This is a genomic window from Micromonospora sp. CNZ322, from assembly GCF_007827755.1.
In genome coordinates, this window is the sequence record NZ_VITD01000008.1 from 75,101 (window position 1) to 90,997 (window position 15,897).

The 15,897-nt window shown below is 71.0% G+C and carries 13 protein-coding genes and 1 tRNA gene; 5 read left to right on the forward strand and 9 right to left on the reverse strand.

Annotated elements, in window-relative coordinates:
* Window positions 1–20 precede the first annotated feature (20 nt).
* The 5 genes from FB453_RS19850 to FB453_RS19870 form a co-directional block, all read right to left on the reverse strand.
* Window positions 21–92, reverse strand: a tRNA-Val gene (locus FB453_RS19850).
* Window positions 93–168: 76 nt separating this feature from the next.
* Window positions 169–633 carry a peroxiredoxin gene (locus FB453_RS19855; RefSeq protein WP_145792279.1) on the reverse strand — a complete coding sequence of 155 codons (465 nt, stop codon included), beginning with the start codon at window positions 631–633 and terminating at the stop codon, window positions 169–171.
* Window positions 634–722: 89 nt separating this feature from the next.
* Window positions 723–1,160, reverse strand: coding sequence for a DUF3052 domain-containing protein (locus FB453_RS19860; RefSeq protein ID WP_030330240.1), 438 nt, complete (start codon window positions 1,158–1,160; stop codon window positions 723–725).
* 113 nt (window positions 1,161–1,273) lie between these two features.
* Window positions 1,274–3,814 (reverse strand): thiamine pyrophosphate-dependent enzyme, encoded by a 2,541-nt coding sequence (locus FB453_RS19865; protein WP_145792281.1) that lies wholly within the window; start codon window positions 3,812–3,814, stop codon window positions 1,274–1,276.
* Between the two features lie 51 nt (window positions 3,815–3,865).
* A complete protein-coding gene (locus tag FB453_RS19870) occupies window positions 3,866–4,270 on the reverse strand; it encodes a MarR family winged helix-turn-helix transcriptional regulator (protein ID WP_145792649.1) in 405 nt (134 codons plus the stop codon).
* 275 nt (window positions 4,271–4,545) lie between these two features.
* On the opposite strand from FB453_RS19870, the gene FB453_RS19875 reads away from it, so the two are divergent.
* Window positions 4,546–6,192 (forward strand): alkaline phosphatase D family protein, encoded by a 1,647-nt coding sequence (locus FB453_RS19875; RefSeq protein ID WP_145792283.1) that lies wholly within the window; start codon window positions 4,546–4,548, stop codon window positions 6,190–6,192.
* A gap of 135 nt (window positions 6,193–6,327) precedes the next feature.
* Here the strand turns inward: FB453_RS19875 and FB453_RS19880 are convergent, their stop codons facing one another.
* Both FB453_RS19880 and FB453_RS19885 read right to left on the reverse strand, forming a co-directional pair.
* Window positions 6,328–6,732 carry a YjbQ family protein gene (locus tag FB453_RS19880; RefSeq protein ID WP_167457620.1) on the reverse strand — a complete coding sequence of 135 codons (405 nt, stop codon included), beginning with the start codon at window positions 6,730–6,732 and terminating at the stop codon, window positions 6,328–6,330.
* Window positions 6,733–6,758: 26 nt separating this feature from the next.
* Window positions 6,759–7,229 carry a hypothetical protein gene (locus FB453_RS19885; protein ID WP_145792286.1) on the reverse strand — a complete coding sequence of 157 codons (471 nt, stop codon included), beginning with the start codon at window positions 7,227–7,229 and terminating at the stop codon, window positions 6,759–6,761.
* A 178-nt stretch (window positions 7,230–7,407) separates the two neighbouring features.
* Here FB453_RS19885 and aceE point away from each other — a divergent pair, with 178 nt between their 5' ends.
* Window positions 7,408–10,146 carry a pyruvate dehydrogenase (acetyl-transferring), homodimeric type gene (aceE, locus tag FB453_RS19890; protein ID WP_112582593.1) on the forward strand — a complete coding sequence of 913 codons (2,739 nt, stop codon included), beginning with the start codon at window positions 7,408–7,410 and terminating at the stop codon, window positions 10,144–10,146.
* 134 nt (window positions 10,147–10,280) lie between these two features.
* On the opposite strand, the gene FB453_RS19895 is transcribed toward aceE, so the two are convergent.
* Complete coding sequence (locus FB453_RS19895) at window positions 10,281–10,727, reverse strand: SRPBCC family protein (RefSeq protein ID WP_112582592.1); 447 nt, start codon at window positions 10,725–10,727, stop codon at window positions 10,281–10,283.
* Between the two features lie 188 nt (window positions 10,728–10,915).
* Between FB453_RS19895 and FB453_RS19900 the strand changes: the two genes are divergently transcribed.
* The 3 genes from FB453_RS19900 to gltX are packed head-to-tail and all read left to right on the forward strand — an operon-like array spanning window position 10,916 to window position 15,000.
* Window positions 10,916–12,265, forward strand: a complete 1,350-nt coding sequence (locus FB453_RS19900) for a GH1 family beta-glucosidase (RefSeq protein ID WP_145792288.1) — start codon at window positions 10,916–10,918, stop codon at window positions 12,263–12,265.
* Window positions 12,262–13,539 (forward strand): MFS transporter, encoded by a 1,278-nt coding sequence (locus tag FB453_RS19905; protein WP_112582590.1) that lies wholly within the window; start codon window positions 12,262–12,264, stop codon window positions 13,537–13,539. Before FB453_RS19900 ends, FB453_RS19905 begins: the two co-directional genes overlap by 4 nt.
* Before the next feature lie 51 nt (window positions 13,540–13,590).
* Window positions 13,591–15,000 (forward strand): glutamate--tRNA ligase, encoded by a 1,410-nt coding sequence (gene gltX / locus FB453_RS19910; RefSeq protein ID WP_112601477.1) that lies wholly within the window; start codon window positions 13,591–13,593, stop codon window positions 14,998–15,000.
* A gap of 91 nt (window positions 15,001–15,091) precedes the next feature.
* Here the strand turns inward: gltX and FB453_RS19915 are convergent, their stop codons facing one another.
* A complete protein-coding gene (locus tag FB453_RS19915) occupies window positions 15,092–15,709 on the reverse strand; it encodes a copper resistance CopC family protein (RefSeq protein ID WP_486480345.1) in 618 nt (205 codons plus the stop codon).
* Window positions 15,710–15,897 lie beyond the last annotated feature (188 nt).

Sequence of the window (15,897 nt, forward strand, 5' to 3'; positions counted from 1 at the left end):
GTTTCGTTGGTGATGAAGGGTGGGCGCGGCAGGTTTCGAACCTGCGACCCCCCGCTTGTAAGGCGGGTGCTCTCCCACTGAGCTACGCGCCCGGATCGCCCGTGTGGCGGGCCGGTGGCTGGCAAGCTTACCTGCCCGCCACCGACCCGGGCGCACGGCGTACCCCGGTCAGTTGGTCGCTTCGGCGATGGCCTTGCGCCAGCCCTGCTGGTCGCGGGCCTCGCCCGGGCCGTTCATCTCGGCGAAGCGGACCACGCCGGTCTTGTCGATGACGAAGGTGCCCCGGTTGGCGAAGCCGGCCACGTCGTTGAAGACCCCGTACGCCTGGGCGACGGCGCCGTGCGGCCAGAAGTCGGCCAGCATGGGGAACTGGTAGCCCTCGCGGTCGGCCCAGATCTTGTGGCTGTAGGCCGAGTCGACGCTGATGGTCAGCACCTGGACATCGTCGTTCACGTACTCGCCGAGGTTGTCGCGCACCTCGCCCAACTCGCCCTGGCAGGTGCCGGTGAAAGCGAGCGGGTAGAAGACCAGCAGGACGACGCGCCTGCCCCGGAAGTCCGAGAGACGCACCTCCTGGTTGTTCTGGTCCTTGAGCACGAAGTCGGCTGCTTCGGCACCAACCTCGATGGGCATGCGAACTCTCCTCGCGTCGAGTCGGGGGTGACGGCACCAGCCTGCTACCCGGCGGTGGGCGGACCGTCGGGCGAGCGGAGCGGCGCTGGTTACTTCTTGGCCTTGGCCCCTCGACGCAGCACCAGACGGGCGCCGCTCCAGTCCCGGCCGGCGTTGACGGTCGAGGTCTGCTGAAGGCCGGCGGTGGGCGCGGACTCCGCGACCTCACTCGGCTCGACGTGCCCCTCGCGCCCCGCCTTCGGGGTGAGCAGCCACACGACACCGTTGTCGGCCAGCGGGCCGAGGGCATCGACGAGCAACTCGAAAAGGTCGCCGTCGCCGTCCCGGTACCAGACCAGCACCGCGTCGACCACCTCGTCGGTGTCCTCGTCGACCAGATCTCCACAGCGGTCGGTCAGGGCGTCTCGGAGATCCTGGTCGACGTCGTCGTCGTACCCCATCTCCATGACGACCATCCCCGGTTCGATTCCGAACCGGTCCGCCAGGCTGCGTACCCCGTCGGCGGCCTGACCAGCGGTCGCGCTCACTGTCGCGTGCCTCCTCATCTCGTCCCTGCTCGCGGCGTCGGTGCGACGGCCGTCAGGCAAAGTCCACACAGTTGTTGGTCTGCGCGCAAGTGGCGCACCGGGTGGAACGGAATTTACCGTGCCAGCAGCGTACGGGCACCGTCGGTAATGGCTTCCGCGGAGACCAGTACGTGACGTGCTGCCGGACCTAATGGTACAAACGAGTCAACTCCCGCCACTCGACGTGCGGCACCGACATATCCGGCGTCGACCAGCGCGGCGATCACGCCCTCGCCGACCCCGCCGGAGCGGCGCGTCTCGTCCACCACCAGTACCCGGCCGGTCGCCGAGGACTCCCGGATGATGTCGGCCACCGGCAGCGGAGCCAGCCAGCGCAGATCCACCACGCGGGTGCCGACCCCCTCCTCGGCGAGGACGGCCGCGGCCCGCAGCGACATCCGCACCCCGTTACCGAAGGTGATGATGGTGAGGTCGTCCGCCGAGCCGACCCGGTAGACCCGGGCCCGCCCGATCGGCACGTGGCCGGCCACCCACCCGCCCGGCTCCGGATAGCCGGCCAGCCACTCCCCGTCACCATCCGCGTACAGGTCGCGGGTGTGGTAGAGCGCGATCGGTTCCAGGAACACGCAGACACTGCCGTCCACCGCCGCGCTCGCCAGACAGGTCCGCAGCATGGGCGCGGCGTCGTCCGGCCGCGCCGGCACCGCGACCACCAGACCGGGCACATCCCGGAGTACGGCCACCGAGTTGTCGTTGTGGAAGTGCCCGCCGAACCCCTCCTGGTACGCCAGGCCCGCCACCCGCACCACCATCGGGTTGCGGAACGCCCCCTGCGAGAAGAACCGCATGGTGGCCGCCTCACCGCGCAGTTGGTCCTCGGCGTTGTGCAGGTACGCCAGGTACTGGATCTCCGGCACCGGCAGCATCCCGGCCAGCCCGGCACCGAGGCCCAGCCCGAGCACCGACGTCTCGTCGAGCAGGGTGTCGAAGACCCGGGCCGCCCCGAACCGGTCGCGCAGCCCCTTCGTCACCCCGTACACGCCGCCCTTGGCGGCCACGTCCTCACCGAAGAGCGCCATCTGCGGATGGTCGAGCATCCCGTCGGCGAGCGCGGCGTTGATGCTCTGCGCCAGGGTCATCGGCCCGGCCAGCTCCGGCGGCTTGCCGCCGAACGCCTCCGCCCGCGCCCCCGCGCCCGGCCCGCTGGCCCGCGCCGCGGCGTCGGCCACCGCCCGCGCCACCCGCACCGGACGGCGTGGGGCCAACGCCGACACCACGTCGGCCGCAGAGGCCAGCTTCGGCTCGCCCAGCACCTCCTCGGCCAGCCGGCGTACCTGCCAGCCGGTCTCGTCGTACCGGGCCAGCAGCTCCTCGCCGGTCGCCACCCCGGCGTCGACCAGCAGCCGCGCGGTGGCGGCCACCGGGTCCCGGTCCAGGTCCTCGGCCAGCTCGGCCGGACTCCGGTACGCCGACTCCGCGTCCGCCCCGGCGTGCCCCATCAGCCGTACGGTGCGCAGGTGCAGCACGGCCGGCCGCCGGTTGCGGCGTACCCAGGCCGCGGCCTCCGCCGCCACCTCGTACGCCCGCACCGGGTCGGCTCCGTCCGCGCTGAAGTAGCGGATGCCCGGCTTGGCACGGAGGGTCGCCTCGACCCAGCCCTCCGGCGAGCGGACGCTGATGCCCAGCCCGTTGTCCTCGCAGACGAAGAGCACCGGAATCCGCAGCCCGGCGTGGTCGTACCACCCGGCGGTGTTGAAGGCGGCTGTGGCGCTGGCGTGGTTGACCGAGGCGTCGCCGAAGGAGCAGACCACTATCGCGTCCGGCGGCCAGGGGGCGTGCGTGGCGCCCGCGCCGCTGCCGACCCGCACCCCGGCCCCGGTACGCCGTCCGGCGCTGTCCAGCCGGCGCAGCCGCTCCACGGCCAGTCCCATGCCGACCGCGCGGGGCAGGTGCGAGGCGATGGTGGAGGTGGTCGGCACGATGGCCAGGTCGGCCCGGCCGAACACCTTGTGCCGGCCCCCCGCGATCGGTTCAAGGCTGGACGCGGCCATCCCGCGCAGCACGTCGCGGGCCGCGTCGGCGTACGCCGCGAACGCGTTCGCGGCCCCGGTCGGCTCGGTCGGCTCCGTCCCGGCCGGCTCCGATTCGGACAGCTGCGGATCGGAGGTCGTCTCCGGGTCACGTGTCGCTGCGCCGTCGACGGTCAACTCACTGTCGGCGGACCGCGCTCGGTCGGCGTCCTGATCGGGGTCGGCGGTCCGCGCCCGGACGGCGGACGGCACGGAGTCGGTGGCCAGCGTCGGGTCGGCGGCGACCTGGGCGGCACGCAGGCAGTAGAAGGCGCCCGAGCGGTAGTGCAGCAGCGCCGGATCGGTGGGACGCAGCGCGGCGGCGACAGCGGCGTTGCCCTCATGCCCGGCCGAGCCGATGGTGTAGAAACCCTCCCCGAAGCTGCGCAACCAGCGGCCGGCCAGGTCGAGCTGCCGGCTGGTCACCTGCGCGTCGAAGAGGTCCAGCACCTGCGCGCCGGTCAGCGGGGCGTCATCGGTGACCGGGTCGGCGGGGTCACGCCGCCGCTCGGCGGCCGGCAGCGCCGCCAGCGTCTCCCGGAACCGGTCGTCGAGATCTTGCGGGGTGGTCACGTCGGACAGCATTACCGACGGAGGCCCTGCTCGCCCAGTGGGACACGGCCGGCGGGGGTGCGCTCACTCCGGCCCGAAGGACTCCGGACAGCCGCCGTCGGACACCTTCCAGACCAGGTCACGAAGGGTGCTCAGCTCCTCGTCGCTCAGCCCGTACAGGAGTCGGGAGTCGGACATCACCTCGATCACCCGCGCCCGCACGACGCGGCCCTCCCCGGTCACCACCAGCGTCTTCTGCCGCCGGTCCGTCGGGTCGGTGCGGCGCTCAACCAGCCCGGCCTGCTCCAGCTTGTCGACCAGCACCGTCACGTTCGACCGGTCACAACCCAACTGACCGGCGAGATCCCGGGCCGGCAGCGGGTGGTCCGGGTCCAACTCCCGCAGCGCCCGGGCCGCCGCCGGGGTGAGCCCCAACTCGGCGAACCCAGAACCCTGCCGGTGGCGCAGCGCGGCCGTGACGTGCGCCATCCGCCGCACCACATCGACGGCGAGAGCGGCCCGATCCACCCGTTCACCTGCCGCGGGAACCACCTCCTGCGTCACGGCCACATGGTACGCAGAGACGGGCGTCGTCGGTCAGGGCCCGGCCGGATCACACCCCGTCGGACGGCGGTCAGCACCGATCGACAGCGGTCATCGGTGTTCGACTGCTGGCGACAAGCAGGGCCACTCACTGTCATCTGTCGGCCATCGGGGCTCGCGAGGCTCCCGGAGTCACGAAGATCGGACTCTGGGGAGGATTCGTGTCACTGTCCCGACGTACCATCCTGCTGTCCGGCGCCGCGATCGGCGCCGCGGGCGCGGTCACCGGGCTGCCGGCGACGGCCGGCGCGGCACCGGGCCGGCCGCTGGCCTACCCCTTCACCCTCGGTGTGGCCTCCGGCGACCCCGACCACGACGGGTTCGTGTTGTGGACCCGCCTGGCCCCACAGCCACTGGCCGAGGACGGCCTCGGCGGCATGCCGGACCGCGACGTGCCGGTGCACTGGGAGTTGGCCGCCGACGAGCGGTTCCGGCATGTGGTTCGCCGCGGGGTCGCGGTCGCCCGCACCCGCTCGGCGCACAGCGTGCACGTGGAGTTGGCCGGTTTACTGGCCGGACGCGAGTACTTCTACCGGTTCCGGGCCGAGCGCCACGTCTCGCCGACCGGACGCACCCGCACCGCCCCGGCACCGTGGACCATGCCAGCCGCCCTGGCAATGGGCTTCGCCTCCTGTTCCCAGTACGAGCACGGCTACTTCACCGCCTACCGGCGGCTGGCCGAGACCGAGCCGGAGCTCATCCTGCACCTGGGCGACTACCAGTACGAGTACGCCCCGGACACGTACAACGTCCCCGGTGGCAACCCGCGTGACCACGAGGGCCCGGAGACGCGGACGCTGGCCAACTATCGGCAGCGGCACGCCCAGTACAAGACCGACGCCGACCTGCAGGCCGCGCACGCGGTGGCGCCGTGGGCTGTGGTGTTCGACGACCACGAGGTGGAGAACAACTGGGCCGACGAGGTGCCCGAGGCGCCGGACCCGGAGTTCCCCGCGCGGCGGGCGGCGGCGTTCCAGGCGTACTACGAGAACATGCCGCTGCGGCGCACCTCGATCCCCCGCGGCATCGACATGCAGCTCTACCGACGGGTGCGCTGGGGGCGGCTGGCCACGTTCCACCTGCTCGACACCCGGCAGTACCGCGACGACCAGGCCTGCGGCGACGGCTACCGGGACTGCGCGGCGGCATCCGACCCGGCCCGGTCGATCACCGGGGCCGAGCAGGAGGCGTGGCTGCTGGACGGCTTCCGCCGCTCTGACGCCCAGTGGGACATCCTGGGCCAGCAGGTCTTCTTCGCTCAACGGGACAACAACTCCGGCCCGCTCACCGTCACCAGCATGGACTCCTGGGACGGATACGTCGCCTCTCGGGACCGCATCACCCGGGGTTGGTTGGCCGCCGGGGTACGCAACCCGGTGGTGCTGACCGGCGACGTGCACGCGCACTGGGCCAGCGATCTCAAGCTGGACTACGCCGACCCGACCTCGCGCAGCGTCGGCACCGAACTGGTCTGCTCCTCGATCACCTCGACCGGTGACGGCGCGGACTCGGTGTCCGGCTCGCACCCGTGGTTCGCGTTCAACCCGCACCTGCGCTTCCAGAACAACCTTCGGGGGTACGTGCGCACCACGATCACCCCGGGACAGCTCACCGCCGACTTCGACGTGCTGCCGTACGTCAGCCGGCCGGGCGCGCCCGCGTACACCCGGGCCTCGTTCGTGATCGAGGACCGGGTGCCCGGCCTGCACCAGACGGCGGACAATCCAGTCCCGTCAGCGGCCCGCACTGCCGCGCCATCCGCGGACCCCGGCCAGCAGACCGTCCAGCAGGAGACCGTCCGCCCGTAACCAGCCCTACGCCTCAAGATCCGCGCAACGTCAGGGAACTTGTTGCCTCGCCACGCGCTGAGACAGCAGTTCCGGGGAGGTTGTGCAGATCTTGAGGCGGGCCGGCGTCCCGAGACGACGGCCGGGCAGGCGCGGTCAGGCGGGGAGGAAGGAGAAGCGGACCTGGCGGGTCGGGTTGTCGCCGTTGGTGTCGACGAGGCAGATCGACTGCCAGGTGCCGAGCGCCAGCCGGCCGCCGAGCACCGGCAGCGTGGCGTACGGCGGGATGAACGCCGGCAGCACGTGGTCGCGGCCGTGGCCGGGCGAGCCGTGTCGGTGCCGCCAGCGGTCCTCGGTGGGGAGCAGGTCGTCCACGGCGCTGAGCAGGTCGTCGTCGGAGCCCGAACCGGTCTCGATGATCGCCAGGCCGGCGGTGGCGTGCGGCACGAAGACGTGCAGCAGGCCGTCGCCCTCGCCCGAGACGAACTGCTGGGCCTCCGCGGTGATGTCCCGGACGGTCGGCCGGGACCCGGTCTGGACGGTGATCACGTCGCTGCGCATACGTCGCATTCTGCCGCAGCGTGCGGTCAGGAGCTGCCGCCACCGCCGCCAGAGTCGCCACCGCCGGACCACCCGCCACCGGAGTCACCGCCGGACCAGCCGCCACCGGAGTCACCGCTGGACCAGCCCCAGCCGGACCAGCCTCCCCCGGAGTCGCCGCTGCCGCCGGCCGGTTCCGCACTGTCGGAGCTGTCGTGGTCGCCGTCCCGCTGGCGGCCGACGTGCCCGCTCCCGGCGTCCCCGGCGGGCATCGGGTAGAAGCCGTACCCGCCGCCGTCCGCGTCCGGACGACGGCGACGGCCATCCTGGCCGCTCAGACGGGCCGCGCGGATCGCGTCGCGCAGCAGGCCCCCGCCGAGCACTGCCACCAGGGCACCCAGGGCCACCAGTCCGACCATCGGCAGGTTGCCGGAGGCGAGGGCGACGGCGCCGATGACCAGGCCAACCACCCCGACAACGATCATGGTCGCGGCGACCGCGACACGGCGTCCGTTCATGGCGGTAACGGTAGGAGTGGCGGTCAAACCGCTCAGCCTTCACCCGGCCGTCGCGCTAAGTTACCGGCGAGTACCTGTGTTCAGCATCGCGTCGGGGGGACCTAGACGTGACGAGGGGTGCCACCAGGGGGCAGGATGGCGCTAGAGACCTATCCCACACACAACCGAGGGAACGCCTGTGGCTACGGAACGCAAGCGCCCGGTGATCAGCGACGGCCTACCGAGCCAGCTTCCGGACATCGACCCTGAAGAGACCAGCGAATGGGTCGAGTCGCTTGACGGTGTCATCGACGAACGCGGCGCCAAACGCGCCCGCTACGTCATGCTGCGCCTGCTGGAGCGGGCCCGTGAGCGCCAGGTCGGGGTTCCGCCCCTGACCACCACCGATTACATCAACACCATCCCGTCGGAGCGCGAGCCCTGGTTCCCGGGTGACGAGCACGTCGAGCGGAGGATCCGGGCGTACGTCCGGTGGAACGCCGCAATGCTGGTGCACCGGGCGCAGCGCCCGGAGATCGGCGTCGGCGGGCACATCTCCACCTTCGCCAGCTCGGCGTCGCTCTACGAGGTGGGCTTCAACCACTTCTTCCGGGGCAAGAACCACCCGGGCGGTGGCGACCAGATCTTCTACCAGGGCCACGCCTCCCCCGGCATGTACGCGCGGGCGTTCCTGGAGGGGCGGCTCAGCGAGCACCAGCTCGACGGGTTCCGCCAGGAGCTGTCGCACCCCGGTGGTGGGCTGCCCTCGTACCCGCACCCTCGGCTGATGCCGGACTTCTGGGAGTTCCCCACCGTCTCGATGGGCCTCGGCGGTCTGAACGCGATCTACCAGGCCCGGTTCAACCGGTACCTGCAGCACCGCGGCATCAAGGACACCTCCCAGCAGCACGTCTGGGCGTTCCTCGGCGACGGCGAGATGGACGAGCCGGAGACGCTCGGCGCCATCGGCGTCGCCGCCCGCGAGGAGCTGGACAACCTCACCTTTGTGATCAACTGCAACCTGCAGCGGCTGGACGGCCCGGTCCGGGGCAACGGCAAGGTCATGCAGGAGCTGGAGGCGTTCTTCCGGGGTGCCGGCTGGAACGTGATCAAGGTCGTCTGGGGTCGTGAGTGGGACCCGCTGCTCGCCGCGGACACCGACGGCGCGTTGGTCAACCTGATGAACACCACGACCGACGGCGACTACCAGACCTACAAGGCGGAGTCCGGCGCGTACGTGCGGGAGCACTTCTTCGGCCGTGACACACGGACCCGCAAGATGGTCGAGCCGCTCAGCGACGACGAGATCTGGAACCTCAAGCGGGGTGGGCACGACTACCGCAAGCTCTACGCGGCCTACAAGGCGGCCACCGAGCACACCGGTCAGCCCACCGTCATCCTGGCGAAGACGATCAAGGGCTGGACCCTCGGCTCGCACTTCGAAGGCCGCAACGCGACCCACCAGATGAAGAAGCTGACGCTGGAGGACCTGAAGACCTTCCGCGACCGGCTCTACCTGGACATCCCGGACTCGGCGCTGGAGGACAACCCCTACCTGCCGCCGTACTTCCACCCGGGCGAGAAGTCCGAGGAAATGGCGTACCTCAAGGAGCGGCGCGAGCAGCTCGGCGGGTACCTGCCGTCCCGGCGGACCAGCACGAAGCGGCTGGCCATCCCCGGGCCGGAGCGGTTCGCCGACATCAAGCGCGGCTCCGGCAAGCAGAAGGTGGCCACCACGCAGGCCTTCGTCCGTCTGCTCAAGGACGTGATGAAGGACAAGGAGTTCGGCAAGCGTTGGGTGCCGATCATCCCGGACGAGGCCCGCACCTTCGGTCTCGACTCGATCTTCCCGACCGCGAAGATCTACTCGCCGCATGGCCAGCGCTACACCTCGGTCGACCGGGAGCTGTTCCTGTCGTACAAGGAGTCGACGACCGGGCAGATCCTGCACGAGGGGATCAACGAGGCCGGTTCGGTGGCCTCGTTCACCGCAGCCGGCTCGGCGTACGCCACGCACGACGAGCCGATGATCCCGATGTACATCTTCTACTCGATGTTCGGGTTCCAGCGGACCGCCGACGGGCTGTGGGCCGCGGCCGACCAGATGGCCCGGGGCTTCCTGCTCGGCGCCACCGCGGGTCGGACCACGCTCAACGGTGAGGGCCTTCAGCACGAGGACGGGCACTCGCTGCTGATCGCCGCGACCAACCCGGCCGTGGTGGCGTACGACCCGGCGTTCGCGTACGAGATCGCGCACATCCTGGAGCAGGGTCTGCACCGGATGTACGGGGACGCTCAGGAGAACGTCTTCTACTACCTGACGGTCTACAACGAGCCGACCCTCCAGCCGGCCGAGCCAGCCGACGTGGACGTGGAGGGCCTGCTCAAGGGCATCTACCGCTACTCGCCGGCACCGCAGGTCGACGGCCCGAAGGCCAACCTGCTCGCCTCGGGCACCGGGATGCAGTGGGCGCTCAAGGCCCAGCAGCTCCTCGCCCAGGACTGGGGGGTGGGTGCCGACGTCTGGTCGGTGACCTCCTGGACCGAGCTGCGCCGCGACGCGGTGGAGACCGAGGAGTACAACCTGCTCAACCCGGGTGCCGAGGCGAAGGTTCCGTACATCCAGCAGAAGCTGGCCGAGTCGGACGGGCCGAAGATCGCGGTCAGCGACTTCATGCGCGCGGTACCGGATCTGATCGCCCGCTGGGTACCCGGCGACTACACGTCGCTCGGCACCGACGGTTTCGGCATGTCGGACACCCGGCACGCACTGCGCCGGCACTTCCACGTCGACGCGGAGTCGATCGTGGTGGCCACGCTGCGGCAGCTCGCCCGCAGCGGCGCGGTGGCGACCACGGTGCCGGCCGAGGCCGCCAAGAAGTACGCGATCGACGACGTCAACGCCGCCCCGGTCGGCGAGACCGGCGGCGACAGCTGATCCAGCACCACTGAGGAGGGCCCGGCGCATCCGCGCCGGGCCCTTTTCGGTGTACGGAGCGGCGGTGGTCCGGGGGCCCTGGCGGGGATCCGGACCACCGCCGTCGCGGGTGACGCCGGGAGGATGGGCGCTCGTCAGCCGACGGCGGCCAGGTCGGTGAGCCGGGCCAGCGAGTCCTCCAGGTCGGCGCCGACCCGACGCAGTCCGAGGCGCAGCAGGGCCGCCTTGACCGGGCCGGCCGGCCAGCGGACCACGATGAGGCGCACGATGGTTCCGCCCTCCTCCTCGTCTCCGGTGAGCTGGACGTAGATTTCGGTGCGCGCCTCCGCACGAGCACCGGCACCCTTGGCCCGCTCCCGCCAGCCGATCAGCGTCGGCTCCTGGTAGGCGATCACCTCGGCCTCATGCGCCGAGCCGCGCCCTGCCTGGACCAGTTGTCGCCGCCCGAAGCCCTCTCCCGAGAGCACTTCGGCCGCGCGGACCCCGGCGAGCCAGGCCGGCAACTGCTCGGCCCGCTGCACGACATCCCAGACCACTTCAATTGGCGCCGCCACGTGCGCACTGCGTTCCACGAGGATCATTTCCGTCTTTCCTCCGGTGAGGACATCCCACGATATCGGCACTCTATGCGCTAAATCGGACTTACCTGGACGGGTTCGGAAAAAGACACGCCGATCAACCATTGCGCATTGCGCCAGGCCGACCTATGGCGCATTCATCGACAGCGCCCTAGAGTCCCGAGCACGTTTCACGTTGACCGGGAGGGCGCATGTCAACCGCACCGATGCCCCAGTTCCCCACCGGCTTCCGCTGGGGCGTCTCCACATCGGCCCACCAGATCGAGGGCGCCACCACTGCAGACGGCCGAGCTCCGTCCATCTGGGACACCTTTGCGCGCTCCCCCGGGCGGATCAGCGACGGCAGCAGCGGGGAGGTGGCCTGCGACCACTACCACCGGCACACCGAGGACGTGGCGCTGCTGGCCGGCCTGGGCGTCTCCGCGTACCGGTTCTCCATCGCCTGGCCCCGCATCCAGCCCACCGGCGCCGGCCCGGCCAACCCGGCCGGCCTGGACTTCTACGACCGCCTGGTGGACGAGTTGCTGGCCGCCGGCGTCGACCCGGTGGCCACCCTCTACCACTGGGATCTGCCGCAACCCCTCGAAGACGCCGGCGGCTGGCTGCACCGCGACACCGCCGCCCGGTTCGCCGAGTACGCCGAGAAGACTGCCGCCCGCCTCGGCGACCGGGTCCGGCTTTGGATCACCCTCAACGAGCCGTTCATCCACATGAGCCTCGGCTACGGCATGGGTGTGCACGCCCCCGGCCGGATGCTGCTGTTCGACGCCTTCCCGGTCGCCCACCACCAACTGCTCGGGCACGGGCTCGCGGTCGCCGCGCTGCGGACCCACACCGCCAGCCCGGTGGCGATCGCCAACAACTACTCGCCGGTGCGGGTGCTCGGTGACCGCGACGCCGACCGGGCCGCCGGGGCGGCGTACGAGGCGCTGCACAACCGGCTCTTCACCGACCCGCTGCTCGGCCGTGGCTACCCGGAGCTGCCCGGCTTCGACCCGAGCGTCATCCACCCGGGCGACCTCGACACGATCGCCACGCCGATCGACGTGCTCGGGGTGAACTACTACAACCCCACCGGGGTACGGGCGGCCGAGGAGGGTTCACCCCTGCCGTTCGACCTCGTGCCGCTGGACGGCTACCCACGTACCGCCTTCGACTGGCCGGTGGCCCCCGACGGGCTACGCGAACTGCTCGGCTGGCTGCGCGACACCTACGGTGACGCGCTGCCGCCCATCGAGATCACCGAGAGCGGCTGTGCGTACGACGACGCACCCGACGCCGACGGGCAGGTGGCCGACCCGGAGCGGATCGCGTACCTCGACGGGCACCTGCGGGCGGTCCGGGCCGCCATCGACGACGGGGTGGACGTCCGCGGGTACTTTGTCTGGTCGCTGCTGGACAACTGGGAGTGGGCCGAGGGGTTCACGAAGCGCTTCGGTCTGGTGCACGTCGACTACGCCACCCAGACCCGTACGCCGAAGTCGTCGTACACCTGGTTGCGGGACGTGATCGCGGCCAGCCGGCCGGGGTCGGCGCGGTGACCACCCTCGACCCGACGCCGGCGTCGCTGCCGGCGGCGCTCGCCGAGCCGACGGTGCCGGTGCGGCGCGGCTGGATCGGTTTGATCTTCGCGGCCAACCTCGGCGTGTGGATGGCGTTCTTCACTCCCATCCAGGTGCTGCTGCCACAGCAGATCGAGCAGATCGCGCCCGGCGACAAGGAGAACATGCTGGCCGTGGTCACCGGCCTCGGCGCGCTGGCCGCGGTGCTGGCCAACCCCCTGGCGGGCGCGTTCTCCGACCGGACCTGCCTGCGGATCGCCGGCCGTGAGTTCGGTCGTCGGCACGTCTGGACGGCGGGCGGGGCAGTGCTCGGCGCGGCGGCCCTGGTGCTGCTGGCCCAGCAACGGACCATCCTCGGCGTCGCCCTCGGCTGGGTCGCCGCGCAGGTCTGCTTCAACGCGATGCTGGCCAGCCTCACCGCCGCCATCCCTGACCGGGTCCCGGTGCGCCAGCGCGGCGGGGTCTCCGGGTGGGTGGGCATCCCGCAGGCGCTCGGGTTGGTGCTCGGCGCGGTGCTGGTCACCGCCGTGGTCACCGGCAACGCCGCCGGCTACCTGGCCATCGCCGTGGCCATCCTGCTGCTGTCGCTGCCGTTCGCGCTGCTCACCCCCGACGAACCGCTGCCGCGTACCCATCGTCCGGCGATCCGGACGCGGGCGCTGCTGGCCTCGATGTGGATCAGCCCCCGCCGACATCCGGATTTCGCCTGGGCCTGGATCACCCGGTTCCTGGTCCAGTTGGGCAACGCCCTGGGCACCCTCTACCTGCTGTACTTCCTCAGCGACGGGGTGCGCCACCCCGACCCCGAGGGCGGCCTGCTGGTGCTGATCCTGCTCTACACGCTCGGAATGATGCTGACCGCTGTGGTCGCCGGCCGGCTGTCCGACCGTTCCGGCCGCCGCAAGATCTACGTGATCGTCTCCGGGTTGATCATGGCGGTGGCGGCGCTGCTGCTCGCGGTCGCGCCGGTCTGGCCGATGGCGATCGTCGCCGCGCTGCTGCTCGGCGCCGGCTACGGCGTCTACCTCTCGGTGGACGCCGCGTTGATCACCCAGGTGCTGCCCCGGGCCACCGACCGGGCCAAGGACCTAGGCGTCATCAACATCGCCAACTCGGCGCCGCAGGTGCTCGGCCCGGCGCTCTCCGCCCCGCTCGTGGTGTACCTGGGCGGCTATCCCACGCTCTACGCGGTCACCGCCGTGGTCACCCTGCTCGGCAGCGCCCTGGTCGTCAAGATCCGCTCGGTGCCGTGAGCCAGGGGGCGGTGGCGGAAAGCAGTCGCGTACCGCCGTAGGCTGGGGGACGTGACAGTACGTGTGCGCTTCGCCCCTTCCCCGACCGGTATGTTCCACGTCGGCGGTGCCCGCTCGGCGCTGCAGAACTGGATCTACGCCAAGCAGCAGGGCGGCGTGTTCGTGCTGCGCATCGAGGACACCGACGCGGCGCGCAACAAGCCCGAGTGGACCGAGGGCATCCTCTCCGCGCTGGACTGGATCGGCATCTCCCGGGGCAGCTACGAGGGCCCGTACTTCCAGTCGGCGAACGCCGGCGAGCACCGGGCCGCTGCCGCGCGCCTGTACGAGTCGGGCCGCGCCTACTACTGCGACTGCACCCGTGAGGACGTGCAGGCCCGCACCGGCTCGCAGTACCAGGGCTACGACGGCTACCACCGCGACCGTGGCCTCGGCCCCGGCCCGGGGAACGCCCTGCGGTTCCGTACGCCCGACGAGGGCGCGACAGTGGTGGTCGACCTGATCCGTGGTGAGCCCACCTTCGAGAACAAGCTCATCGAGGACTTCGTCATCGCCCGGGGCGACGGCTCGCCGGTCTTCCTGCTGGCCAACGTCGTCGACGACATGACCATGGGGATCACCCACGTGATCCGGGCCGAGGAGCACCTGCCCAACACCCCCAAGCAGCAACTGCTCTGGGAAGCCCTCGGGGTCAAGCCGCCGATCTGGGCGCACGTGCCGGTGGTGGTCAACGAGAAGCGGCAGAAGCTCTCCAAGCGCCGGGACAAGGTCGCCCTGGAGGCGTACCGCGACGAGGGTTACCTCGCCGGTGCGATGCGCAACTACCTCATGCTGCTCGGCTGGGCCCCCTCCGGCGACCGGGAGATCGTTCCCTGGTCGGTCATCGAGGACGAGTTCCGGCTGGACGAGGTCAACCTCTCCTCGGCGTTCTTCGACGAGAAGAAGCTGCGCGCCTTCAACGGCGAGTACATTCGCGCGCTGCCGGTGGCCGACTTCATCGACGCCTGCCAGCCGTGGCTGACCGGCACCGGGACCATCGCGCCGCCGCCGTGGCAGCCGGAGGAGTTCGACGCCGACGCGTTCGCCGCCGTGGCGCCGCTGGCCCAGACGCGGATCGCGGTGCTCAGCGAGATCGTGCCGAACGTCGACTTCCTCTTCCTGGCCTCGCCGCTGATCGACGAGGCCGCCTGGACCAAGACGATGAAGGACGGTTCCGCCGAGCTGCTGGACGACGCCGTCGCCGCGTTCGAGGCGCTGGAGTCCTGGGACGCCGAGTCGTTGAAGTCGACGCTGGAGGCGGTCGGCGCCGAGCGGGGCCTCAAGCTCGGCAAGACGCAGGCGCCGGTGCGGGTCGCGGTCACCGGCCGCACCGTTGGTCTGCCGCTGTTCGAGTCGCTGGAGGTGCTCGGTCGCGAGCGCACCCTGACGCGGATGCGCGCCGCCCGCCTGCGCCTGGTCTGACGAAGCACAACAGTTTGATCACTTGATGCCCGGTAGTTGTCAGGACCGATCCTGAACTACCGGGCATCAAGTGATCAATCGGCTCCGCTGATCACTGCGCTCCGCGTCGGCGGCGGAACACGAGGCCTGCTCCGAGTGCGGCGAGCAGCAACAGGCCGCCGAGCGCCCAGATCCACCAGCGGCCGCCGGAGTCGGACCGCTCCGACGCCGCCGGCACGGTGGAGGCCGTCGAGCTGCCGGGGGTCGCCGAGGCGGGCCCGGCGGAGGGTGCGCCGACGGCCGACGCGCCAGCCGAGGGCGAGCCGGCCGGGTTGGTGCTGGCGGCGCCCGACGGCGAGGCGGACGGGTCGGCTGCGGTGCCGGTGGTGAGGGTGAACCGCACCTCGCCCTTCACCGGGTGCCCGTCGGACGACGCGAGCTGGTAGCCGACGATGTAGAGCCCGGCGGCGGCCGGCTTGAACGGCACCCGCACCCGACTGCCGTCGAAGGCGGGAGTCCCGCCAGCGACCACATTGTCCGGTCCGGTTATTGTGATCTTCGTCGTAGTCGGCGACGGCTTGGCGAGGAACCGCAGCTCGACGCGGGCGGGTGCCGTCGCCACGCGGGCGCCGTCGCGCGGGTTGCTGCCGGTCAGTTGGTTGTGGGCGGCGGCCGGAGTCGCCGGCACCAGAAACGACACACCGAACGCCACGCCGAGCACCACTGGCATGACCCGCACCGTACGTGTAACCCTGCCCCCCATGAACCCCTCCGTAAGGGTACGATCCGCCCGCTGATCAAACGGCTCCTCATTAGTCGAGCAGAGATCGCAGATAGTTCCAATTACTGTTCCGAAAGCTGCAACTCATCGACGTTCTGCGGAGTCTGTAGGAGTGGACGCGACCATCCGGTCGATGC